The organism is Geminicoccus sp. (assembly GCF_036263595.1).
Lineage (GTDB): Bacteria > Pseudomonadota > Alphaproteobacteria > Geminicoccales > Geminicoccaceae > Geminicoccus.
The window spans coordinates 1-23,298 of the sequence record NZ_DATAGQ010000149.1; the positions used below are offsets into that span (position 1 = coordinate 1).

The window sequence follows — 23,298 nt, forward strand, 5'->3', positions numbered from 1 at the left end:
GATCTTCCAGAAATCCAGCTTCATGCCGCATGCGACCGCGACCTCCTGAACGAGGTCGTGCTCGCCGACGGACGCGCCGCCGCTGGTCAGCAGGATGTCGATATCATCCAGGTCCGTGAACGCTTCCGCGAGCGCTGCGCGATCGTCTTTGGCGATACCCAGATCCACCGGCTCGCCGCCCCAGGCACGCACCATGGCAGCCAGTGTCGTGGCATTGCTGCTTACGATCTGGGCTCGGCCGGGTGTTTCGCCCGGCCTGACCAGCTCGTCGCCCGTCGACAGGATCGCAGCGCGCGGACGGCGGCGTACCGGCAGCCAAGCATGCCCGGTCGTGCCGGCAAGGCCAAGCTGGAGCGGGCCCAGCACCGTACCGGCCGCGAGTGCGGTCCAGCCCGTAGAGAAGTCCAGGCCTTGCCGGCGGACGAAGGTTCCGGGCGCGACCGGCTCGGCGAAGGTGATGATGTCCTCGTTCGCGACCGCATCCTCCTGCAGCGCCACCGCATCCGCCCCGTCGGGCATCGGCGCACCTGTGAAGATGCGGACGGTGGTGCCCGCAGCAACCGACCCGTCAAAGCCGTGGCCGGCGATCGAGCGTCCCACCAGGCGCAAGCTGGCCCCGGGCTGCGCAAGATCGGCGCCGCGCACCGCGTAGCCGTCCATGGCCGATACCGCACAGGGGGGCTGATCGCGCCGCGCGACAAGATCCTGCGCCAGGACCCGGCCAGCTGCCGCGTCCAGACCGACCCATTCGATCCTTTTGGTCGTCAAGCCGGCCAGGAGCCGCTGGCGCGCCTCGTCCACAGGAATCATGGCGCCTGCCAAGGTCCAGAGCGACCGCCCTCCTTCGACAGCAGCCGTATCCCCTCGATGGACATTCCCCGGTCGATCGCCTTGCACATGTCGTACACTGTGAGGGCTGCCACCGAAGCGGCGGTGAGTGCCTCCATCTCCACACCCGTGCGTCCCGTCACCTTGCAGGTTGCCGTGATGACGACCGATTGTTCGGCTTCGTCCAGCTGAAGCTCGACGTTCAGCGAGGAGAGGGGGAGTGGGTGACAGAGCGGGATCAGATCCGCAGTACGCTTGGCACCCATGATGCCTGCAAGCTGCGCCACTGCCAGCACGTCACCCTTTTTGAACCCGCGCGCACGGATCTGCTCGAGCGTGGGAGCTGCCATCCGAACCCGGGCCTCCGCCACCGCGCGCCGCTCGGTAACGTCCTTGTTCGTGACGTCGACCATCACGGCATTGCCGTGATGGTCGAAATGGGTCAGCTCGCTCATGCTGGGTTCAGCAGGCGCTGCGTCGCAGCGGCGACGTCCGCTTCCCGCATCAGTGACTCGCCGACCAGGTAGGCCTTGGCCCCGGCACGGCGCATCCGGATCAGGTCGTCGTGGACGTTCAGGCCACTCTCGGCGACGAGCTGTCTGCCCGGAGGCACGTCGACCGCAAGGCGCTCGAACGTGCCGAGGTCGACTTGCAAGGTCTTCAGATCGCGGTTGTTGATCCCGAGCAGGCAGCTGTGCGGAAGACGAAGCGCCCGATCCAGCTCTGCTTCGTCATGCACCTCGACGATCACGTCCATCGCAAGGTCGAAGGCTGCCGCCGCTAGCTCCTCGGCCTGTGATGGCGACAGGCACGCCATGATCAGCAGGATACAGTCGGCGCCCATCCAGCGGCTTTCGACGATCTGCCAGGGGTCGAGCATGAAGTCCTTGCGCAGGACTGGCAGCGAGACGCTTTCCCTTGCCAGGACCAGGTACTCGTCGGCGCCCTGGAAGTAGGGCGCATCGGTCAGCACCGACAGGCAGGTGGCCCCACCGCGCTGGTAGTCCCTCGCCAGGGCCATGGCGTCGAAGTCCGGCCGGATCAGCCCCTTGCTCGGCGAAGCCTTCTTGATCTCCGCGATCAGTGGCAATCCACCGCCTGCGTCCTTGGCTGCCAGGGCCACGGCGAAGCCGCGCGGGCGCTTGGCTGGAAGCTCCGCGGCAAGGGCGGCAAAACTCTGCTGGCGCTTGCGCGCCGCCACGTGCGCGCGCTTGCGTTCGCAGATCTCGGCGAGGACATCCCTCATGAGCCGCTCCGCGTGATCATCACCATCTGCTCCAGGGCACTCAGTGCCGAGCCATCGTCGATGGCGGCGGCCGCCAGTCGAGCACCCTCCTTGAGATCGGTCACCCGGCCCGCCACCAGCAGCACGGCGGCCGATCCGAATACCGCGGCGTCGCGCAGCCGGTTCCGTTCGCCCGACAGGACGTCCCGGATCGCCCTGGCGTTGTACTCGCTGTCGCCACCCTTGAGATCGCCGGACTTCGCCCGCTCGATGCCGGCATCCTCCGGCGTGACTTCAAACAAGCGGACACCGCCATCCTGCACTTCAGCTACCAGGGAGGCTGCGGTCGTGGTCAGCTCATCCATACCATCCTGGCCATGAACGACCCATGCCCGCTCGGCGCCCAGCTCGAGCAGCGCCTGCGCAATCGGTTCGACCCAGGCGGCGGCAGCAACGCCCACCACTTGGCGCTTGACGCCGGCCGGATTGGCCAGCGGTCCAAGGAAGTTGAAGATGTTCCGCACGCCCAGTTCCGCCCGTACCGGCCCGACATGCCGCATGGCCGGATGGTGGTGGGGCGCCATCATGAAGCCGATACCGGCCTCGCGGATCGAGCGCTCGACCAGATTCAGCTCGCAATCCAGTTTCACGCCCAACGCGGCCAATACGTCCGAAGAGCCCGACCGCGAGGTCGCTGCACGGTTACCATGCTTGGCAACCGGTACACCGGCACCAGCCGTGACCAGGGCAACGGCGGTGGAAATGTTGTGGGTGCCCGAGTGGTCGCCGCCGGTGCCGCAAGTATCGACCGAATCGTGCGGTGCCTCGATGCGGATCATGCGCGCCCGCATGGCGGATGCAGCGGCCACGATCTCGTCCACTGTTTCGCCGCGAACCCGCAGGCCCATGAGAAACGCGCCGATCTGGGCCGGGGTCGCAGCACCGTCCATGATGATCGAAAAGGCCTCATGGGCCTCCGGACCACTGAGCGGACCGCGCTCCGCGAGCTTCATCAGGATCGACTTCATGCCTCCAGGCGTGGGGGAAGGCCCGTTCATGCCTGTCCCCCGACACCTGCCAAGTCGAGGAAGTTCTTCAGGAGATGCTTGCCTTCGACGGTTTCGATGCTCTCCGGGTGGAACTGCACCCCGTGGATCAGGAACTCCTTGTGGCGCAGTCCCATGACCACCGCATCATCCGAATGCGCGTTCGCGACGAGGCAGTCCGGCACGGTGCCAGGAACGGCGCAGAGCGAGTGGTAGCGCGTCGCCGTGAACGGCGTGGGCAGGCCTGCGAACACGCCGGTGCCGTCATGCTCGATCTGGTCGGTCTTGCCGTGCATCAGCCGCGGCGCGCGCGCGACAGTCGCCCCGAAGGCTTGCGCGATCGCCTGGTGACCCAGACAGACGCCCAGGATCGGTATGCGACCCTTGGCACGGCCGATCAGGTCCAGGCAGATCCCGGCATCGTCCGGAGTGCAGGGGCCGGGGGACAGGACAATCGCTTCCGGTCCCATGTCGAGCACCTCGTCGACGCTCAGTGCGTCGTTACGCCATACCTCGGCCGTGGCGCCGAGCTCACCCAGGTAATGATACAGGTTGTACGTGAAGCTATCGTAATTGTCGACGAGCAGCAGCATCTGGCCTGCGATCCGGAAGGGCGACCTTGACTGGACGCTTAACTCTGGAGCGCGTGGCCGTCGAGGAGCTTGGGTGATGGAGCGGCGACCCCGCGTGCCGGAACCGGTCTTTTCTCCAGCCCGGCGCTTCCCTAGGGGCCGGGTTGCCGATATGCGAGGACGATGTCGGGCGACCAAGTCGCCGCCCGTTCACGATTGCGACCCTTTGTCGATGCTGCACCCCATGGAATTCGAATGAATCGCCCCAGGCTCTCGCGACATGGCCGCCGCAGGCTGCGGCGCAGCCTTGCAGGCGCTGCGTGGGCGAGCTGTCTGCTGGCAACGGCCCTGGGGGTGCAGACGATCATTGCCTGGGACGATGCTCGGGGGATGCAGCTGCGCCAGGGCAGCTCGTCGATCGCATCAGCTCGCGCGGCGGCCGTACCCGAGGCGGAACCGCCTCCAGCCGCGGCGGGTCGGACGCCACTACGGAATTCCGCCCCCGTGCACGAAGCGCCAACAGCCTTGCTGCCGCTGTCGCCTGAAGCAGCGGCCCCGGTCGTTCCGCCCGGAGTCGAGCCACCGACCCCCGTTGAGGATCCTGCACCGCTGGTCCTGCGAGCCCTGAATGTGCGGGAGCCGCCGATGCCAGTCCAGGCTGACGCTCCGGCGCCGGTAGGCATGGCTGGCATTGATCCGGCGACGAGCGGAGGAGATGCAGAAGCAGACGCGGACGTGAAGGCTTCCGGTGAGGAACAGGCGGCCCCGGTGCCGATGGCTACGGCTGCGCTGGATGCGGCTGAGGCAGCATCGGACCCTGATGCGAACCGGCAGCCGGTCGAGGACGAACTGCCGGCCCCAGCCGAGGTGGCGACTGATCTGCCGCTCTCGTTCGAGGAGAAGGATCTGCCCTCCCTTGCGCCCGCACCGGCCATCGATCCCGTAGACATCGTGCCGGCTGCCATGCCGAGCGTACGACCGCGGCTGCTCCAGGCTCCACCCGTCGCGCCGTCGGTGGCAATCGTCATCGACGACCTGGGCTACAACGAGCGTGCGGCCCACCGTCTGATCGCTGCCGGTCGGCCGCTCACGCTAGCGTTCCTGCCGATCTCGCCGAACGTCGCCGGCCAAGCCCGCTCGGCCGCCGCCGCTGGAATGGACGTGATCGTGCACATGCCGATGGAGCCCCTGGGCAGGGAGAATCCCGGTCGTGGCGCCATCCGCGTCGGCATGCCGGCCGAGAGCATCGAGGCGCTGGTCGAAGCCGGTCTGGCGGCCGTGCCGGGCGCGATCGGCCTCAACAACCACATGGGCAGCAAGGTGACTTCCGACCTCGCAAGCATGCGACCAGTGATGGCGACGCTGGCCAGGCGCGGCCTGTTCTTCCTCGACAGCCGGACGTCCGGCAGCAGCAAAGCTCACGCTGCCGCCCTGGCTTCGGGCGTTCCCGCGATCGGCCGGGACGTCTTTCTCGACAACGAGGTGAGCTTTGGAGCGGTCATGCGCCAGCTTCAGGCAACGGAACGGCGGGCGCGCACGCGCGGCTATGCCGTGGCGATCGGGCATCCCCATAACACCACCATCGACGCGCTGCTGGCCTGGATGCCTGAGGCCGAGGCCCGGGGGATCAGCCTGACGACCCTGAAGACATTGGTGCCGCTGGACACCTGCCGGCAGCCGATTGCCCAGGCGAGATTCGATTGCAGCCAGATCGGGGTGGCCGCCGTCGCCCAGGCCGAGCGGCACTAGCCCGGTCCGCCTTCAGTTGCTGCGGTCGTTCGCCAGCGCCACCGCATCCTCGGCGGCTCGGATCAGGGCGCGCGCCTTGTTGCAGCTTTCCTGGTACTCGGCCTCCGGGTCGCTGTCGGCCACCACGCCGCCGCCCGCCTGGATGTACATGCGCCCATCCTTCAGCAGGGAAGTGCGCAGGGCGATGCAGGTGTCCATGGTTCCGTCGACACCGAAATAGCCGACCGTCCCGCCATAGAAGCCGCGGCGCTCCGGCTCGAGCTCCTCGATGATCTCCATTGCCCGGACCTTCGGCGCACCTGACACCGTGCCGGCCGGGAATCCGGCAATCAACGCGTCGAGCGCGTCCCTGTCTGGCCGGATCCTGCCCTCGACGTTGCTCACGATGTGCATGACGTGGGAGTAGTACTCGACGATCATTTTCTCCGTCACCCGCACGGTGCCGATCCGGGCGACCCGGCCCACGTCGTTGCGGCCAAGGTCCAGCAGCATCAGGTGCTCGGCCAACTCCTTGGGATCGCCCAAGAGGTCGGCTGCCAGTTCGGCGTCCTGGATGCGGTCGGCGCCGCGGCGACGAGTTCCGGCAATCGGGCGGATGGTCACCGTCTCATCGCGCAGCCGGACCAGGATCTCCGGCGAGGAACCGACCAGCTGGTAGCCGTCCAGGTCCAGGTAGAACAGGAACGGTGACGGGTTCAGGCGGCGCAGCGAGCGGTAGAGGTCGAAGGGCGGCAGCGAGAACTCGGCGGTGAAGCGCTGCGATGGCACGACCTGGAAGATGTCGCCGGCCGCGACGTACTCCTTCGCCCTGAGGACCATCGCATGATAATCCTCCCGGCTCATGTTCGGCACCGGCTCGATCTCTGCGGCGGTCTCGCTGCGGCGCTGGTGCGGGACTGGACGCTCCAGATCGGCCAGCGCAGCCGCCAGCCGGTCGCAGGCTTCCTCGTAGGCGGCCGTGGCGCTGATGCCGCTGCGTGGCCGGACCGGCGTCACCAGGGTCATCCGGTCGAAGACGTTGTCGAACACGCAGACCAGGGTCGGCCGCAGGAAGACCGCATCCGGCAGGCCCAGCGCGTCCTCGTTCTTCTCCGGCAGTCTCTCCATCAGCCGCACCATGTCATAGCTCATCTGCCCGAACAGGCCGGCGGACATGGGTGGCAGGCCGCTTGGCAGGTCGATCCGGCACTCGTCGATCAGGCTGCGCAGCGCGACGAGTGACGGCTCTTCCAGCGGCTCGAAGGCGGCACGGTCCTCCATGAAGTGACGGTTGATCTCGACCCGGTTGCCGCGACAGCGCCAGATCAGGTCCGGCTTCACCGCGATGACCGAGTAGCGGCCCCGAACCGCGCCACCTTCGACGCTTTCGAGGAGGATGCCGTAGGGCCTGCCTTCGCCCAGCTTCATCCATGCCGAGACGGTGGTTTCCAGGTCGGCAGGGATCACCGTGCTGACGACGGTGGGGGCGTTGCGCTCATAGGTGGCGGCGAAGGAGGAAAAGTCGGGAGCGATCTTCACGTGGATGTACCCGTGCGAGCGGCAGTGGCGAGGGAAGGCGGGCATTCGACTGTCACCGACGCCATCGCCCCTTCCACCGCACAGGTTCATTGACGGCGCCGGATCGATCGTCCGCGGCACACCTGATCACTGCGGCACACTCGTCGGTCGCATGAACTGGGCGAGGGCGCTCTCGTGCACGACCGGCGGGAACATCCGGCGGAGCGCCTGGTCGTACTGCTCCACCACATCGCTGGTCATCTCGCCCGCGATCTGGCTGTTCAGCGCGTCTTCCCCCGCCGGCGTGGCCGGGATGACCTGGTCGGTCACCAAGACGCCGTAGCCCGCCTCGAGTTCGAGCGGCTCGGCCGGCAGCTCACCTACTGGCGCTGCGAACAGTCTTTCGACGGCCTGCGGGCCTAGTTCGTTCGCCTCACCCAGGTCGTTGCGCTTGAGCGGGCCGATAGGCAGGACAGCCGCATCGGTCCGGCCTGCTGCGGCCTCCTCCAGGGTCTTGCCAGACTTCACGGCGGCCAGGAGCTCCGTAGCGATGGTGTTGGCCCTGGCCTTGCGCGCGTCGGCCAGCCACGCTGCCTGCACCTCGTCGCGCACTTCGTCGAGCCTCCGATCGCGCTCGGGTTCGATCGCGTCGACGCGAAGGAGAAAGGCGCCACCGTCCGGCAGGGTCTCCATCGACGTCACCACTCCCTGCGCGGCGCCGAAAGCGGCCCGAAGGACCTGCTCCGGCAGCGGCGGGTCGATCTCCTTGCCGGCGGGATCGTTGCCGATCGAATCGACCTTCTCGATCTTGCGGACCGGGAAGCCGCCGGTACGTGCCGCGTCCTCCAGCGAAGCGCCGCCTGCGATCTGGTCCTGGACTGCGTTCTCCAGCTGCGGCAGGTCCTCGGTCGCCTGCGCCAGGGCGAGATCGTTGCGGATCCGTTCGCGCACCTCCTCGAACGGCGTCTCGGTTTCCGGCGTCGCCCCCTGGATCACGAACATCACGTTGTTGCCGAACGCTGTCTTCGTCGTGGCGCTGACGCCGTTCTCGGGCGCGGCGAAGATGGCCTCCTCGACGGCAGGATCGGGAAAGCCGCCCTTTTGCACCTTCCCCAGGCTCTGCGCGGCGACACCCTTGTCGGCTAGGGAAGTCGCGACCGCGCCCGGATCCTCGCCAGCCTGGATGCGGGTCCTGGCCTCAGCCAGGACCGCCTCGTCCGGGCCGGTCAGCTGCAGGACGTCGCGTGTAGCAGGTTTGGTGAACTCAGCTCTTCGTTCCTGATAAGCCTGCCGCAGCTGCTCGTCGGCGATCTCGGTCTCCGGGACCAGGTCTTGTGGCCGCATCACGAGGAGCGTGATGCTCCTGTACTCCGGCGCCCGGAACTCCGCCTGGCGCTCCTTCAGCAGGGCCGTCAGCTGCTCTTCGGTCGGCGTGGCTACGTCCTGGACCTGGTCCGCCCGCACCAGGAGGACGCGGCCCTGGCGCTGCTCGTTGCGGTACTTCCACAACAGGTCCGTGCCGGTCTTCGGCGCCGTCGCGGCCACGCCCATGCTCAGGATCATGAGGCGGCGTAACTCGTCACGCCGCAGGAGCTGCAGGTATCCTTGCTCGGTGAAGCCGTTGGCCCTGAGCAACTGGTCGAAGCGCGCCTTATCGAACCGTCCGCCGACCTGGAAGGCCGGGTTCGTCGTGACGATCCGGGCGAGCGTAGCATCGTCCAGCACGATGCCCAGCGAGGCAGCATGCGCCTCGATGCTGCGGTCGGTGATCAGCTGGTTGAGGACACGCTGGCCCATGCCCATCGCCATCGCGCGGTCCCGCTCGATAAACTGGCCGGAACGCTGCCGCAGGGCGCGAAGCTCCTGGTCGAGCAGTGCTTCCGCCTCGGCCATCCCGATCTCGTGGTCGCCCACGGTGACGATCGTGTCGCCGCCAGTGCCGCCGCGGAACACGTCGCCGATGCCCCAGACGGCAAAGCTCAGCACCAGCAACACGACGAAGGCGCCACCGATCAGCTTGGTGATGGACTTCTTCAGCTTGTCGAACATGATGACCGGTGATCTTCCTGGCTGGCCGCCTGCCTCGCTTGCTCGATCTCAATACCTGAATCCCGAGCGGCGCGGACCATACCGATGCGGGATGGTCTGGGCAACGAAGCCCTGAAGGCGTTTGTGACACACGGCATGGGCGGCTTTGCCGGTTGCAATGGTGGCGGTCCGTCGACAGCTGTGCTATCGGCCCGCGGTCGCTGGGATGCCTCGTCGCCCGCCAGGCATCGGCATGTCCATGCCCGGCCATCGAAATGCCGCACCGATTCCTCGTTTTGCTTGGAGTAGCTCATGCCTGGGCGGCGCCCGCTCGTGTTCGGAAACTGGAAGATGAACGGCCTCGGGCAGGACACTCGCGCCCTGTCGGACCGCCTGAAGGCGTTCGGGCCAATCACTCGAGGCACGCTTGGAGTGTTCCCGCCGTTCACCCAGCTTCAGGCCGTCGCGGAAAAGCTCAGGGGAAGCGGCATCGTCGTGGGTGCGCAGGATTGCCATGAGGCAGCCAATGGCGCCTATACCGGCTCCGTCAGTGCGGCGATGGTGGCCGATACGGGAGCCACCGCAGTCATCCTCGGACACTCCGAGCGACGGCACGGCCTGGGGGAGAGCGACGCGCTGGTAAACGCCAAGGCGAAGAGCGCGCTGGATGCGGGCCTTGCGCTACTGGTGATCTGCATCGGCGAGACCGAGAGCGAGTACCTGGACAAGCAGACACTGGCGGTCCTGGATCGGCAAGTCGAAGGATCCATACCGGCCGACATCGACCCGGACAGGCTGGTGGTGGCGTACGAGCCGGTCTGGGCGATTGGCACGGGACGCACGCCTTCGCGGGAAGAGATCGCATCGGTGCATGCCCATCTCCGCGGCAGGCTGGCCGCCCACCTCAAGGGTGACGGGCGCTCGGTTGCCATCCAGTATGGCGGGTCGGTCAAGGGGGCGAACGCTCCGGTGATCCTGGGGATCGCCGACGTGGATGGTGCCCTGGTGGGAGGCGCCAGCCTCGATCCAGTCGACTTCGCCAAGATCTTCACCGCAGGTGGCGGAAGCTTCGCCGCGCCTGGGAGCTGACATCATGCAGACGGTTATTCTCGTCATCCATCTTCTGATCGCCGTGGCACTGGTCGGTCTGGTCCTGATCCAGCGCAGCGAGGGAGGCGGCCTCGGTCTCGGAGGCGGCGGGGGCGGCGGCGCGGGCTTCATGACGGCACGCGGCGCCACCAACTTCCTGACGCGCTCGACCGCCATCCTTGCCGGCTGCTTTGTGGCGACGAGCCTGGTGCTGGCGATCCTGGCCGGCAGTGGCAGCTCGAGCAACTCGATCTTCGACGACCTTCCCGAGCAGCCGGCACCGGTGGAGCAGCCGGCGGCACCGGCCGCTCCTGCCGGCCCCGCGGCGCCGATCGCTCAGTAGTGCCAGCGCCCGGCCCGCGGGCCGAGGCGATCGTTCGGTCATCAGAGGCAACTGGCAGCTTGCCAGTTGCCTCGTCCACGTGGAATCAACAGGCCGATGACGCGCTTCGTCTTCATCACTGGCGGCGTGGTTTCCTCGCTCGGAAAGGGCTTGGCCGCAGCCGCACTCGGTGCGCTCCTGCAACTCAGGGGTTATCGGGTCCGGCTCCGCAAGTTCGACCCCTACCTGAACGTCGATCCGGGGACGATGAGCCCCTACCAGCACGGTGAAGTGTTCGTCACCGAGGACGGCGCCGAGACCGACCTGGACCTCGGCCACTACGAGCGCTTTACCGGGGTCTATGCCCGCGGCAGCGACAGCACGACCTCCGGCAAGATCTACTCGCGCGTGCTCGAGCGCGAACGGCGTGGCGACTATCTGGGCGGCACGGTGCAGGTCATCCCGCACGTCACGGACGCGATCAAGGAGTTCATCCAGGGCGACACCGACGACGCCGACATCGTCATCTGCGAGATCGGCGGGACGATCGGCGACATCGAGGGCCTGCCGTTCCTGGAAGCGATCCGGCAGGTGGGCTGGGAGCTCGGACCGGAGCGGACGTGCTTCATCCACGTCACGCTGGTGCCGTTCCTGGCCTCGGCCAAGGAGCTGAAGACCAAGCCGACCCAGCACTCGGTGCGCGAGTTGCGAGCGCTTGGTATTCAGCCGGACGTGCTGGTCTGCCGTTCCGAGCACCCGATCCCGCAGGACGCGCGCCGCAAGATCGCCATGCAGTGTTCGGTGCGTCCGGAAGCGGTGATCGCCGCCATGGATGCGCGCTCGATCTACGAGGTGCCGATTGCCTACCATCAGGAGGGTCTGGATGTTCAGGTCCTCAAGGCGCTCCGGCTTCCCTACGAGCAGGAGCCGGATGTCGATACTTGGAAGACCATCGTCCAGGCGATCGAGCGGCCGGAAGGGGAAGTCACGATTGGCATCGTAGGCAAGTATGCTGGCATGGCCGATGCCTACAAGTCGCTCGGCGAATCGCTGATCCATGGCGGGATCGCCAACCGCGTGAAGGTCAACCTGCGCTGGATCGAGGCGGAGCAGGTGGGCGGGGCCTATGGCCATCACGCTCTGGACGGCTGCTCCGCGGTACTGGTGCCGGGTGGCTTCGGCGAGCGCGGCGTCGATGGGAAGATCGCCGCCATCAACTATGCCCGCACGCAGAAGCTGCCGTTCCTGGGCATCTGCTTCGGCATGCAGCTGGCCTGCATTGAGGTCGCCCGCCATGTCGCCGGCATCAACGGTGCCTCGTCGACCGAGTTCGGTCCTTGCGCCGATCCGATCGTCGGCTTGCTCACCGAGTGGGAGCGGCAGGGACGGGTCGAGCGACGGGTAGCGGGAGGAGCACTGGGCGGTACGATGCGGCTGGGCGGCTACGCGGCGCACCTGGTCGAGGACAGCCTAGTCCACAAGATCTACGGGGCGCCGGTAGTCTCGGAGCGGCATCGTCATCGCTACGAGGTGAACGTCGACTATCGTGACCCGCTGGAACGGGCTGGACTGATCTTCACCGGTCTGTCGCCGGACGGTGTCCTGCCGGAGATCGTGGAGATCCCCGACCATCCCTGGTTCGTCGGGGTCCAGTTCCACCCCGAGTTCAAGTCACGGCCGTTCGCGCCGCATCCGCTGTTCGCCTCGTTTATCGAGGCTGCGGTCAAACAGTCGCGCCTGGTCTAGCATCAGGACAGGCGGCAGCAGGGGAAGAGGTGATGCAGCATGAGGTGACGGCCGGCTCCGTGACGCTTGGTCGGACGCGGCCCTTCGTCCTGATCGCCGGGCCGTGCGCGATCGAGAGCCGCGAGCATGCGCGGTTCATGTCGGACGCGCTCGTGCAGCTCACGACGCGCATGGGCATCCCGTTCATCTACAAGTCGAGCTTCGACAAGGCCAATCGGACGAGCGGGGGGGCTGCCCGTGGTGTTGGCATGGCCCAGGGGCTGGACATCCTGGCCGAGGTGAAGGCCCGCCACGGCTGTCCCGTGCTCACGGACATCCACGAGCGCTCGCAATGTGCGCCCGTTGCGGAGGTCGTGGACGTGCTGCAGATCCCGGCATTCCTGTGCCGTCAGACCGATCTTCTCGTTGCGGCGGCGGAGACGGGCGCCGTGGTCAACGTCAAGAAGGGCCAGTTCCTCGCACCTTGGGACATGCAGAACGTCGCCAGGAAGCTGGAAGACGCAGGGGCGAAAGGAATCCTTGTGACCGATCGGGGCACCTCGTTCGGCTACAATACGCTGGTGACCGACTTCCGCGGGCTGCACTACCTGGAAGCCACCGGTTGGCCGGTGGTGTTCGATGCGACCCATTCCGTCCAGCAGCCCGGCGGACTTGGCGGCGCGTCGGGCGGGCAGCGCATGTTCGTGCCGATCCTCGCGCGGGCGGCCGTATCACTCGGCGTGGCCTCGGTGTTCATGGAGACCCACGACCGGCCGGACAAGGCTCTTTCGGACGGGCCGAATCAGGTGCCGCTCGATCGCCTCGAGGAAGTGCTGGGCGATCTGCTGGCCTTCGACCGCCTCGCGAAGTCCCGGCCTCTTCCGAAGCTCGCCTGAAAGGAGACAGCTTCATGTATGACACCGACATCGTGGGCGTGCACGCCCGCCAGATCCTGGACAGCCGCGGCAACCCGACCGTGGAAGTGGATGTCACCTTGTCCGCTGGTGCGACGGGCCGTGCGGCAGTGCCTTCCGGTGCCTCCACCGGGTCCAGGGAAGCCATCGAACTGCGCGACGGCGACAAGGGCCGCTGGCTCGGCAAGGGCGTGACGAAGGCGGTCGATGCAGTGAATGGCGAGATCGCCGATGCGATCCTCGGCATGGATGCGTCGGACCAGCAGGCCATCGACCAAGCGCTGATCGACCTGGACGGGACCGACAACAAGGCTCGGCTTGGAGCCAATGCCCTGCTGGGCGTGAGCATGGCAGCGGCAAAGGCGGCGGCTCAGCAGGTGGGCCTGCCACTTTACCGGTATGTCGGCGGTACGGCAGCGCGTGTGCTGCCTGTGCCGATGATGAATGTGATCAATGGCGGTGCCCATGCCGACAATCCGATCGACATCCAGGAATTCATGATCATGCCGGTCGGCGCACCTTCGTTCTCCGAAGGGCTCCGAATGGGCACCGAGGTCTTTCACGCGCTGAGGAAGGCGCTGAAGGATGCCGGGCACAACACCAATGTCGGCGACGAAGGTGGCTTTGCCCCTAACCTGGAGAGCGCCGAGGCGGCCCTGGCCTTCCTGGAGAAGGCTGTGAAGGCGGCTGGGTTCAAAGTGGGCGACGACATCGTGTTCGCGCTGGACTGCGCGGCATCCGAGTTCTTCGACAATGGCGTGTACGACATGACCGGCGAGGGCAAGAAGCTCGACAGCGGCGCCATGGTCGACTTCCTGGAGCATCTGGTCGGCAAGTTCCCGATCGCCTCCATCGAGGACGGTATGGGCGAGGGGGATTGGCCAGGTTGGAAGCTCCTCACCGACCGGATCGGCGGAAAGGTGCAGATCGTCGGCGACGACCTGTTCGTCACGAACCCGAAAATCCTGCGCGAAGGCATCTCCCAAGGAATTGCGAACGCGATCCTGATCAAGGTCAACCAGATCGGCACGCTGTCGGAGACGCTGGATGCCGTCGAGACCGCCAAGGTGGCCGGCTATCGCTCGGTGATGTCGCACCGCTCCGGTGAGACCGAGGACGCCACTATTGCCGACCTCGCCGTTGCCACGAACTGCGGGCAGATCAAGACCGGCTCGCTGTCCCGTTCCGATCGCTTGGCGAAGTACAACCAGCTCCTTCGCATCGAAGAGCAACTGGACGACGTTGCAGTCTATCCTGGACGTCAGGCCCTCAAGCGCACCTGAGTTCCGCAAGCACTGTTGCCAGTTGATCCAAGGGCCCGGCGAGAGATCGCCGGGCCCTTTTGCTTGGCCTGTCAGGCGCAGAGTGCGCAGCTTCCGGAGGCACAAGAGTTGCTGAAGTAGTCCGTCACTAACGTAAAAACGCCCAAAGATAAACCATCTGTCAGTGGGAGCCGGAAAAAGTCTCTGCAGACCAAGTTGGAACCCCGAGAAAGCGGGATTAATTCCCTCCATGAATATGTTGTCATCGAACGACAAGGCGACGCTGCTGTACTACCTTTTTATGAATAGCGTGTCACAAACCACCTTGTAACATCACGATATGTTTACGCTCGCCCGACCGCGTGCAAGATGATGTGCAGGATCGGTTGCACCGCACACCGTTCGTGAAGCAGCTGAGGGGCATGGCCGGGCTCGCTGGTCATGTGCTGCTGCGGACTCGTGCAACGATCGCAACGTGTACTCGTCCTGGGGGGGACATCATGCGAAACCGTTTTGCTGCCGTATTGGCGGCGGCTGGAGTCATGCTCGGCTCGTTGGTAGGCTTGGCTCCTTCGGTGGCCTATGCCGACAAGCCGATCTTCAATGGCTTCCGCTACAACAAGATGCCGAGCTTCGCCGGCTGCGGCCTCAGCACCATCAAGATCTTCTATGAGGGCGAGTTGTTCGGCGGCAAGTCCAAGAGCCAGCCCAACATCAGCCAGCTCAAGAACGTCATCGTTCCACAGATCCTGAAGAAGAAGTGGGACTATGTTGTCATCGACATCGAGGTGTGGGACGAGATCCGGGAGATGGACAAGCTCATCCTCGCGATGAAGACCATCCGAAACGGCGTCCGCGCCAAGGGCGGCAAGTCGAAGCTCGGCTACTACATGATGTTGCCTGAGAAGAACTGGAACGCGCCCGTCTCCGGCCAGTCCGGCAAGAACAGGGCTTGGCAGTCCAACAACGACAAGCTGAAGCGACTGGCCAAGGAAGTCGACGTCATCTTCCCGTCGCTTTACACGATGTTCGACAACCAGGGCGACTGGGTCCGCTATGCCAAGGCCAACATCGCCGAGGCCAAGCAGTATGGAAAGCCGGTGTTCCCGTTCATCTGGCCGCAGATCCACAACTGGAACAAAAGCGACGGCCAGAAGTACATGTCGGCCTCTTTCTGGAAGACCCAACTGCAGACTGTCCACAGCCTCAGCAACGGCGTGGTGATCTGGGGCTCGATGACCACGAAGAAGGGCCGTCGCGGCTGGGACACCTGGCGGAGCGGCATGCCTTGGTGGGAAGTCACCAAGGACTTCGCCAAGGCGAACGGCACCGCCAAGTTCAGCGGCTGCAGGGCCTGATCTCGTGACCTCCCGCATCGGCCAAGGCTGAGCGGGAAGGCCGGCAAGGCACCAAGACAGAAGGCCCGGGCGGCAACGCCCGGGCCTTCTTCGTTCCAGCAGCTGCCGGCAGCGATGCCGGTGCTGGCTGATCGCCTGCACCCATGGAGCGTCGGTTCCCTCGAAGAACATTACCGTCAAGGGCGGTGGCGGTCTTACCCGTCAGTCTGTATATAAGCTCGTATTCCTATGGTGCTCATCATGAAGGCTTTGGCAATGGTGCGTAGCGCAGACCCTGCCGGTGCTAGGTGTGCAGTCCCCGCTAGCTGCCGCAGGTATCGAGATCTTGGCCTCATGCTGTGTCGCCCGACCATCGGACAGGATGATGCTCGATGCCAAACGCACGCGTCGGCCGGGCTACCAGCATGGCAGCTGGCGCAGCGACGTCGATGGCTGCCTTCAGATGCAGGCGCTCGCGGGAGGCGCAGGACTAGCGACCTGCGGCTTGCGCCGTAGTACCTGATCCAGCTTCCGGGTGACTGCCGCAAGGTTCCGCTCGACGTCAGCGCGATCGCTTGGTTCCGCAAGATCGCGCAGCCCGCCATCTGCGGTCATCCGCGCCTGATGGAGGAGGGCATCGCGTTGCTCGGGCAGACGGACATGCTCGCCGATCCGCCCGATCGCGCGCAGCAGGGTGATGATCACGTCCGGATGCCCGGCCGCGGATTGGCGGATCTGCTGCAAGGCCGCCGCAAGGATGTCGTCGTAGCCGTTGGGCTTGTCGATCAGCCGCGCCCGGCCGGCCTTGTCCAGGTGGATGGCGGGCGGAAGGCACTTGCCCATGAGCCGCGACAGAGCGGCCCGCAGATAGTCGATCACCACCATGGCCGTGTTGGGGTCGTTGATGCCCGGTGACAGGGCACGCAAGGCGATATCGACGAGATGACGGATCGGGAACTCTAGATCCTGGGTAGGGGTCCGACGTGTGCCGATCAGGAAACCTTCCTGGAACGCCTCCACGAAGTCGGGTGTGACCGCCTCGGCCGGGTACACGTGAGCCAGCCATCCGTCCTTGCACATGAACGTGCCGGGCCGCATTTCCAGCCGGACGACGACGTCATGCTTGGAGGCAAGTTCAACCAGACGTGCATGTTCCACCGCCTGGACATAGCCCTCTTGCTTTGACGCCAGGATAGTCAACCGTGCGTCGAAGTCATGAGGCAGGACCTGTGCCGGGTCGGGCTCGCTGCGTCGCTGCTGGAGGGGCGGCAGTTGCTCCACGCTCGCCTCCAGTTCGTCCGCCACCCGACGGATCACCTCGTCCGCCATGATCGAGCGAGCCACGACATGAAGGAAGAACAGGAGGGTCAGGACGCAGCAGACACCAAGCACGAGACCCAGGGTCACGACGACATGAGGTACCACCCCTGGCGGCATGTCCTTCTCGACGGAACGCAGGGCGAGCAGGCAGTACACGATCGTCATCGTGAAGACGCCGAGCGCCAGCTTGGTACGCATGTCCGTCATGTAGGTTCGGATCAGGCGCGAGCCGAACTGGTTGGCGGCGAGCGAGAGGGTCACGATGGTGATGGAGAAGACCAAGGTGGACATCGTGATGATGGCTGCCACCAGCGTGGAGAGCAGGTTGCGGGCATCGTCGCCGCTGCCGCTGTGAAGCCACCAGGTGCGCAGGCCCTCCGCATCCGACACCATCCCGTCTGCCCAGGACGCGGCCGCATAGAGTGGTCCGGCAAGCAGGATCATGCTGATTGGAACGGGCCACAGGCCCGTTCGCACCTTGTCCCAGACAACAGAAAGGTGATTGAACATGGGACCGCTCTCATCGTGAGCGCAGGCACCGAGCCTGCACCAACGAGACAAACGATCCGTCGATACGCGAGTTGCCGCCGAGCTTGATTGCGTCGTCGAGCACCTCCGAGCGCTAGGCCGACGCGATGCGATCCAAGGAAGCAATGGCCGGCGCTTTTGGCCGCGTGGCCGGAACCTCTGCACGACGGCAGACATAAACCTCATCTTCGGGATGATCGAGGATCTGGAAGCCCGCGCTGCGTACCATCGCCTCCGCGCAGGCCCTGTTCGGTATCCACCAGTTGGTCGGATCGCCCGCGTAGCGCTTTTCGATGAAGTGCATGCTGGGGAAGCCCGCATGGTGGAAGATGCTGGCGTTCCAGAACCCGTAGTCTTCCTCGATCTGCCACACTACGTCGCTGCCGCGCTGCATCGTCTGGAAGACGAGCAGGTCGCCGGCTGCGTGGTCGTGGATCAGGTCGAGGGCGAGCAGCGGATGGCGCAGATGATAGAGCACGCCCATGAACAGGACGACGTCGAACCTTTTCCCCAGCCTCGCCACGTCATAGACGGAGAGCTGACGGAGTTCGATCTCCAGGCCCGTTACCTCGGCCGCAAGCCGAGCCTGCGCCAGGTAACGCGGATCCTCGTCGATCCCTACCACTCGATCTGCGCCGCGCCGCTTCATCTCCAAGGCGTAGAAGCCGGCATTGCATCCGATGTCGAGGACGGTCCGCCCGGTCAGGTCCTGTGGGAGAGCGTGGGCGAAACGCCGCCACTTCCACATCGGATAGTCGTTTAGAGGATGATCGGGCGCCGTAGAGACGCCGTTCAGCTGAATATTGTGAAACCAGGGCCCCAGTTCTTCGATGCGGCGCTGGATGATGTCGCTTCCAATGACGACATCTGGTCCGTCCGCCACGCGCCGCTCACTCATCTCATTCCTTCTGCCGCAGTGCCGGCCCGCCAGAGCTAACAGAGCTAGATAGGCGCCGGTTCCGGACGTGCAGCGACGGGAGCGCGCCGAGCAAGATGGCCACACCAGATGAGACGCTGGAGCAATGCGGGCAGCTGTCTGAACCGGAAGTGTGGCCGGCGGGCCCGGGAGAAGGGACAGGGCTAGAGGCTACGGTGACAGCTCGCTGCTGCTGTGGTCGGCGACGAAGACGTCGCCTTCGCGCATCCAGCCCAATTGCAGCAGCTTCTCCTCGACCAAGTCGGCATCCATGTGGCGGCTGTCGAGCAGTTCCTGATGGCGCTTGAGCGCATCCCGGCGCTCTTCCAGTGCGGCCAGGTCCTGTTCCAGGATCTGCACTGCCCGCCGCTGGTCGAGATAAGCGTACAGTCCCCGTGACCCGTGGAGGGCGTGCCAAGCGAACCAGGCGGTCAGGAGCAGGAAGACTCCGCTCAGCCAGCGCCAACGGATCTCGCGGCGCAGCCATAGCCACAACCGGTCGACATGGTCCTCAGCGATCATCTGGCCTCCACTGGCGCCTTCCACGACATAGCGCCGGCTCGCGCGTCACGCGAGCGCAAAGCCTGGCTCCTCATCCATCACCGAGGTATTCGTGGCATGCCTGCCGCGGCCTTCATGCCGGCTCGTTTCGGCCGGATCCAACATTCGAGAGCCGAGCAGGCAAGTCTTGGAACCGTCACCCGTGACGTGCGCTGATCAACTAGCTGTTCCTGGCGAGGACGGTCGGTCAGGAACAAATCGGCGAAAGTATCGGCGAGAGGTTAGATTGTGCATTGCAGCAAAGACGATCTGCGCTGTGCCCGCATGACCCCCATGCATTCTGTGGGACTGTCCCCCGGGCCCGGTCGATGGCATGTGGTTCGCGTTTACTTGCAGCTTCGGGCTTGCGGAAACCGTGTTGGCGCCACAGTTTGCCGATCGGAACAGGCGGGCGGCGCTAAGCGGGCGCTCGACATGATGCCGAAGTCCAGGGGGGAATCTGGATGACCGCCACAAAGATCAAGGCTGTTGAGGCCGCTCCCTCGGCCGGGGCCGCCTCCAATCTGCCGGATCAGGCGACGCTGATGGGCTGGTATCGGGAGATGCTCCTGATCCGTCGCTTTGAGGAAAAGGCAGGCCAGCTCTACGGCATGGGGCTGATCGGTGGTTTCTGCCATCTCTACATCGGCCAGGAAGCCGTGGCAGTCGGCATCCAGGCGGCACTCACCGAGAAGGATTCGGTGATCACCGGCTACCGCGATCACGGCCACATGCTGGTCTGCCAGATGGATCCCCGCCGCGTCATGGCGGAATTGACCGGGCGCATCACCGGTTATTCCAAGGGCAAGGGCGGCTCGATGCACATGTTCGCCAAGGACAAGAAGTTCTATGGTGGTCACGGCATCGTCGGCGCACAGATTCCTCTTGGGACCGGCATCGCGTTTGCCCACAAATATGAAGAGGATGGCGGGCTGTGCGTCGCCTATTGCGGCGACGGCGCCGTCAACCAGGGGCAGGTCTATGAGGCCTTCAACATGGCGGCCTTGTGGAAGCTGCCGGTTCTCTATGTGATCGAGAACAACCGGTACGGCATGGGTACGGCGGTGACGCGGGCGGCGGCCGGCAAGCGCCTGTGCGACCGCGGCGAGGCCTACGGCATCCCCGGCGAACAGGTCGACGGCATGGATGTGCTCGCGGTCGAGGCCACTGCATCCAGGCTGATCGGCAAGATCAGGGCAGGCGAGGGTCCCCAGATCCTGGAGGCCATGACCTATCGGTACCGTGGTCATTCGATGTCGGATCCGGCCAAGTACCGTACCAAGGACGAGGTCGAGAACATGCGTAGCCAGCATGATCCGATCGAGAACCTGAAGAAGATCATCGAAGTGAACGGCTTTGCCGACGAAGCCGCGTTCAAGACGATCGACAAGGAAACTCGAGACATCGTCAACGAAAGCGCTCGGTTCGCGCAGGACAGCCCTGAGCCCGATGCGTCAGAGCTTTGGACCGATATTCTCGTAGAATCCTGATTTCGAGGGCGTTGCGATGTCGATCGAGCTGTTGATGCCGGCGCTCTCGCCGACCATGACCGAGGGCAACCTGGCGCGCTGGGTCAAGAAGGAGGGCGAGCCCGTCAAGTCGGGCGACGTGATCGCCGAGATCGAGACGGACAAGGCGACCATGGAGTTCGAAGCGGTCGACGAGGGCGTGCTCGGCAAGATCCTGGTGGCCGAGGGTACCCAGGGTGTCGCGGTCAACACGCCCATCGCGGTACTGCTGGAACAAGGCGAGAGCCTGAGCGACGTTCCGCAGCAGCAGGAAAAGCCGTCGGACAAGGTCGCGGTCGATGGGGATGGCCAGCCTCGGACGGTCGATCATGCGCCAGTGGGCGAACGGCCTCCGAGCGAAGCCCCCTCCGCGCAGATGGAAGGCAAGGGCGACGCGCCGGCACCGGCTGCCAAGGTGCCGGCCGAGCCGAAGAGCGCCAAGGTGCCAGCCGATCCGGACATCCCCGCCGGCACGACCTTCGTGAAGCAGACCGTGCGCGAGGCCTTGCGTGACGCGATGGCGGAGGAGATGCGTCGCGACCCCAAGGTCTTCCTGATGGGCGAGGAAGTCGCCCAGTATCAGGGGGCCTACAAGGTCAGCCAGGGCCTGCTCGACGAGTTCGGCGAGAAACGCGTCATCGACACGCCGATCACCGAGCATGGCTTTGCCGGGCTGGGGGTGGGTGCCGCGATGGCCGGCCTGCGGCCGATTGTGGAGTTCATGACCTGGAACTTCGCCATGCAGGCGATGGACCACATCATCAACTCTGCCAGCAAGACGCTCTACATGGCGGGGGGCCAGATGGGCTGCCCGATCGTGTTCCGTGGACCAAACGGTGCTGCTGCCCGCGTGGCCGCGCAGCACAGCCAGGAGTACAGCTCCTGGTATTCGCACTGCCCTGGCATGAAGGTGCTCTCACCCTGGTCGGCAGCGGACGCCAAGGGCCTGCTGAAGGCAGCGATCCGGGACCCGAACCCGGTCGTGTTCCTTGAGAACGAGATGCTCTACGGCCAGAGCTTCGAGGTGCCGCAACTCGACGACTTCGTGTTGCCGATCGGCAAGGCCAAGGTCCTGCGCGAAGGCACGGACGTCACGATTACCGCGTTCTCGCTGATGATGGGGCACGCGGTGGAAGCCGCGAACGCGCTGGCCGAGATCGGGATCTCCGCGGAGGTCATCGACCTGCGCACAATCCGGCCGCTCGACGTCGAAACGATCGTGAACTCGGTGAAGAAGACCAACCGCCTGGTCTCGATCGAGGAGGGCTGGCCGCAGTCGGGTATCGGCTCGGAGATGGCGGCGCTCATGATGGAGCATGCCTTCGACTACCTGGACGCGCCGGTCATCCGCGTGACCGGCAAGGATGTTCCAATGCCGTACGCGGCCAATCTGGAGAAGATGGCGCTGCCGCAGGTGAAGGACATGGTCGAGGCGGCGAAGGCCGCCTGCTACCGGACGTGAGCGGACAGGCAGGGGAACCGATCCGATGACCATCCAGATCCTGATGCCTGCGCTCTCGCCCACGATGAGCGAGGGCAATCTGGCCCGCTGGCTCAAGAAGGAAGGCGACGCGGTCAAGTCCGGCGACGTCATGTGCGAGATCGAAACCGACAAGGCCACGATGGAGTTCGAGGCTGTCGACGAAGGTGTGATCGGCAAGATCCTGGTAGCCGAAGGTACGCAGGGTGTAGCGGTCAATACCCCGATCGCCGTGCTCCTCGAGGAAGGCGAGGACGCATCGGCTGCGGATGGTGCCGGACAGCCTGAGGCCCAGGAACCGGCAGCACCCGCCGCCGCCGCCCGTGGTGCCGCCGAAGGTCCGATCGAGGCGCAGCAGATCAAGGCAGCCGGTCCCGCACCGGCAAGCGATGCCAAGCCCGCCAATGTGGCGGGAGCGCCCGGTGCAGGATCGAACACCGGGGCCGACATCAGCAAGGGCAATGGCAAGGCGGAAGAGGGTCGGGTCTTTGCCTCGCCCTTGGCCAGGCGTATGGCGGAACAGGCAGGGCTCGATCTTGCCAACCTGACCGGCAGCGGGCCGCACGGCCGTATCGTGAAGGCGGATGTCGAGAAGGCCGCCGCTGCACCGAAGCCGGCGACGGCTGCCGCGGCACCGGCGAAACCGGCAGAGGCAGCCAAGCCTGCACCGGCCGCTGCAGCGCCGGCGCCGGCCGCCGCAGCCGGTCCGATCGCGGCGCCAAGCGCGCCGCACAAGGAGATCCAGCTCAACAATATGCGGAAGGTGATCGCGCGGCGACTTACCGAATCCAAGTCGACGGTGCCGCACTTCTATCTGACAGTCGATGTCGAGCTGGATGCGCTGCTGAAGTTGCGCGAGGAGTTGAACGGACGCCCAAAGGCCGACTACAAGCTCTCGGTGAACGACTTCGTCATCAAGGCTGTGGCTCAGGGCATGAAGAAGATCCCAGGCGTGAACGCGTCCTGGGGTGGCGACAAGATCTACCAGTTCGAGGATATCGACATCTCGGTGGCAGTGGCGATCGAGGGTGGATTGATCACTCCGATCATCCGCAAGGCTGATCAGAAGGGGCTCTCCACCATCTCGGCGGAGATGAAGGACCTCGCCAAGCGCGCCAAGGAAGGCAAGCTGAAGCCGGAGGAGTTCCAGGGCGGCGGATTCTCGATCTCCAATCTCGGCATGTACGGGGTGAAGGACTTCGCAGCCGTCATCAACCCGCCACAGGCCTGCATCCTGGCGATTGGCGCGGGCGAGAAGCGTCCGGTCGTGAAGAACGACGCACTGGCCATCGCGACGATGATGAGCGTGACGCTGTCAACCGACCATCGCGTCGTCGACGGGGCGCTTGGGGCGGAGTTCCTGCAGGTCTTCAAGAAGACTGTCGAAGATCCGCTGTCGCTCCTGCTTTGAT

Annotated in this window: 20 protein-coding genes; 10 read left to right on the forward strand and 10 right to left on the reverse strand. The window is 65.3% G+C overall.

Features of this window, described 5'->3' with window-relative positions:
* The 5 genes from VHL31_RS15440 to VHL31_RS15460 all read right to left on the reverse strand — a co-directional run.
* Positions 1-810 (reverse strand): molybdopterin molybdotransferase MoeA (locus VHL31_RS15440; protein WP_329662118.1); only part of this gene is annotated, 810 nt, incomplete at its 3' end.
* Positions 807-1,283, reverse strand: coding sequence for a cyclic pyranopterin monophosphate synthase MoaC (gene moaC / locus VHL31_RS15445; RefSeq protein WP_329662119.1), 477 nt, complete (start codon positions 1,281-1,283; stop codon positions 807-809). The genes VHL31_RS15440 and moaC, both read right to left, overlap by 4 nt.
* Positions 1,280-2,074, reverse strand: a complete 795-nt coding sequence (gene trpC / locus VHL31_RS15450; protein ID WP_329662120.1) for an indole-3-glycerol phosphate synthase TrpC — start codon at positions 2,072-2,074, stop codon at positions 1,280-1,282. The genes moaC and trpC overlap by 4 nt, the downstream gene beginning before the upstream one ends.
* Entirely contained in the window at positions 2,071-3,111 is a 1,041-nt protein-coding gene (trpD, locus tag VHL31_RS15455) for an anthranilate phosphoribosyltransferase (RefSeq protein ID WP_329662121.1), read from the reverse strand. Before trpD ends, trpC begins: the two co-directional genes overlap by 4 nt.
* Positions 3,108-3,692 carry an aminodeoxychorismate/anthranilate synthase component II gene (locus VHL31_RS15460; RefSeq protein WP_329662122.1) on the reverse strand — a complete coding sequence of 195 codons (585 nt, stop codon included), beginning with the start codon at positions 3,690-3,692 and terminating at the stop codon, positions 3,108-3,110. Before VHL31_RS15460 ends, trpD begins: the two co-directional genes overlap by 4 nt.
* A 714-nt stretch (positions 3,693-4,406) precedes the next feature.
* Between VHL31_RS15460 and VHL31_RS15465 the strand changes: the two genes are divergently transcribed.
* Positions 4,407-5,420, forward strand: a complete 1,014-nt coding sequence (locus tag VHL31_RS15465) for a divergent polysaccharide deacetylase family protein (RefSeq protein ID WP_329662123.1) — start codon at positions 4,407-4,409, stop codon at positions 5,418-5,420.
* A gap of 12 nt (positions 5,421-5,432) precedes the next feature.
* Here VHL31_RS15465 and trpE read toward each other — a convergent pair whose 3' ends face one another.
* Together trpE and VHL31_RS15475 are read right to left on the reverse strand one after the other, a co-directional pair.
* Positions 5,433-6,938: an anthranilate synthase component I gene (gene trpE, locus VHL31_RS15470; protein ID WP_329662124.1), complete on the reverse strand. Its 1,506-nt coding sequence runs from the start codon at positions 6,936-6,938 to the stop codon at positions 5,433-5,435.
* Positions 6,939-7,064: 126 nt separating this feature from the next.
* Positions 7,065-8,966 (reverse strand): SurA N-terminal domain-containing protein, encoded by a 1,902-nt coding sequence (locus tag VHL31_RS15475; protein WP_329662125.1) that lies wholly within the window; start codon positions 8,964-8,966, stop codon positions 7,065-7,067.
* Between the two features lie 291 nt (positions 8,967-9,257).
* Here VHL31_RS15475 and tpiA point away from each other — a divergent pair, with 291 nt between their 5' ends.
* The 6 genes from tpiA (at position 9,258) to VHL31_RS15505 (ending at position 15,615) form a co-directional block, all read left to right on the forward strand.
* Positions 9,258-10,034: a triose-phosphate isomerase gene (tpiA, locus tag VHL31_RS15480; RefSeq protein ID WP_329662126.1), complete on the forward strand. Its 777-nt coding sequence runs from the start codon at positions 9,258-9,260 to the stop codon at positions 10,032-10,034.
* Between the two features lie 4 nt (positions 10,035-10,038).
* A complete protein-coding gene (secG, locus tag VHL31_RS15485; protein ID WP_329662127.1) occupies positions 10,039-10,377 on the forward strand; it encodes a preprotein translocase subunit SecG in 339 nt (112 codons plus the stop codon).
* Between the two features lie 96 nt (positions 10,378-10,473).
* Positions 10,474-12,102 carry a CTP synthase gene (locus tag VHL31_RS15490; RefSeq protein WP_329662128.1) on the forward strand — a complete coding sequence of 543 codons (1,629 nt, stop codon included), beginning with the start codon at positions 10,474-10,476 and terminating at the stop codon, positions 12,100-12,102.
* Between the two features lie 32 nt (positions 12,103-12,134).
* Positions 12,135-12,977: a 3-deoxy-8-phosphooctulonate synthase gene (gene kdsA / locus VHL31_RS15495; protein ID WP_329662129.1), complete on the forward strand. Its 843-nt coding sequence runs from the start codon at positions 12,135-12,137 to the stop codon at positions 12,975-12,977.
* A 14-nt stretch (positions 12,978-12,991) separates the two neighbouring features.
* A complete protein-coding gene (gene eno, locus VHL31_RS15500; RefSeq protein WP_329662130.1) occupies positions 12,992-14,278 on the forward strand; it encodes a phosphopyruvate hydratase in 1,287 nt (428 codons plus the stop codon).
* A gap of 521 nt (positions 14,279-14,799) precedes the next feature.
* Positions 14,800-15,615 (forward strand): hypothetical protein, encoded by an 816-nt coding sequence (locus tag VHL31_RS15505; RefSeq protein WP_329662131.1) that lies wholly within the window; start codon positions 14,800-14,802, stop codon positions 15,613-15,615.
* 438 nt (positions 15,616-16,053) lie between these two features.
* Here VHL31_RS15505 and VHL31_RS15510 read toward each other — a convergent pair whose 3' ends face one another.
* From VHL31_RS15510 to VHL31_RS15520, 3 genes are all read right to left on the reverse strand, one after another.
* A complete protein-coding gene (locus VHL31_RS15510; protein ID WP_329662132.1) occupies positions 16,054-17,424 on the reverse strand; it encodes a DUF2254 domain-containing protein in 1,371 nt (456 codons plus the stop codon).
* A gap of 112 nt (positions 17,425-17,536) precedes the next feature.
* Positions 17,537-18,340, reverse strand: coding sequence for a TIGR04290 family methyltransferase (locus VHL31_RS15515; protein ID WP_329662133.1), 804 nt, complete (start codon positions 18,338-18,340; stop codon positions 17,537-17,539).
* 189 nt (positions 18,341-18,529) lie between these two features.
* Positions 18,530-18,880, reverse strand: coding sequence for an FtsB family cell division protein (locus VHL31_RS15520; RefSeq protein ID WP_329662134.1), 351 nt, complete (start codon positions 18,878-18,880; stop codon positions 18,530-18,532).
* Positions 18,881-19,362: 482 nt separating this feature from the next.
* Between VHL31_RS15520 and pdhA the strand changes: the two genes are divergently transcribed.
* From pdhA to VHL31_RS15535, 3 genes are read left to right on the forward strand one after another with little or no spacing between them, the layout of a single operon-like run.
* Positions 19,363-20,388, forward strand: a complete 1,026-nt coding sequence (gene pdhA, locus VHL31_RS15525; protein WP_329662135.1) for a pyruvate dehydrogenase (acetyl-transferring) E1 component subunit alpha — start codon at positions 19,363-19,365, stop codon at positions 20,386-20,388.
* Between the two features lie 16 nt (positions 20,389-20,404).
* Positions 20,405-21,868: a pyruvate dehydrogenase complex E1 component subunit beta gene (locus VHL31_RS15530; RefSeq protein WP_329662136.1), complete on the forward strand. Its 1,464-nt coding sequence runs from the start codon at positions 20,405-20,407 to the stop codon at positions 21,866-21,868.
* Positions 21,869-21,893: 25 nt separating this feature from the next.
* Positions 21,894-23,297 (forward strand): pyruvate dehydrogenase complex dihydrolipoamide acetyltransferase, encoded by a 1,404-nt coding sequence (locus VHL31_RS15535; RefSeq protein ID WP_329662137.1) that lies wholly within the window; start codon positions 21,894-21,896, stop codon positions 23,295-23,297.
* The last annotated feature ends 1 nt before the right edge of the window (position 23,298 follow it).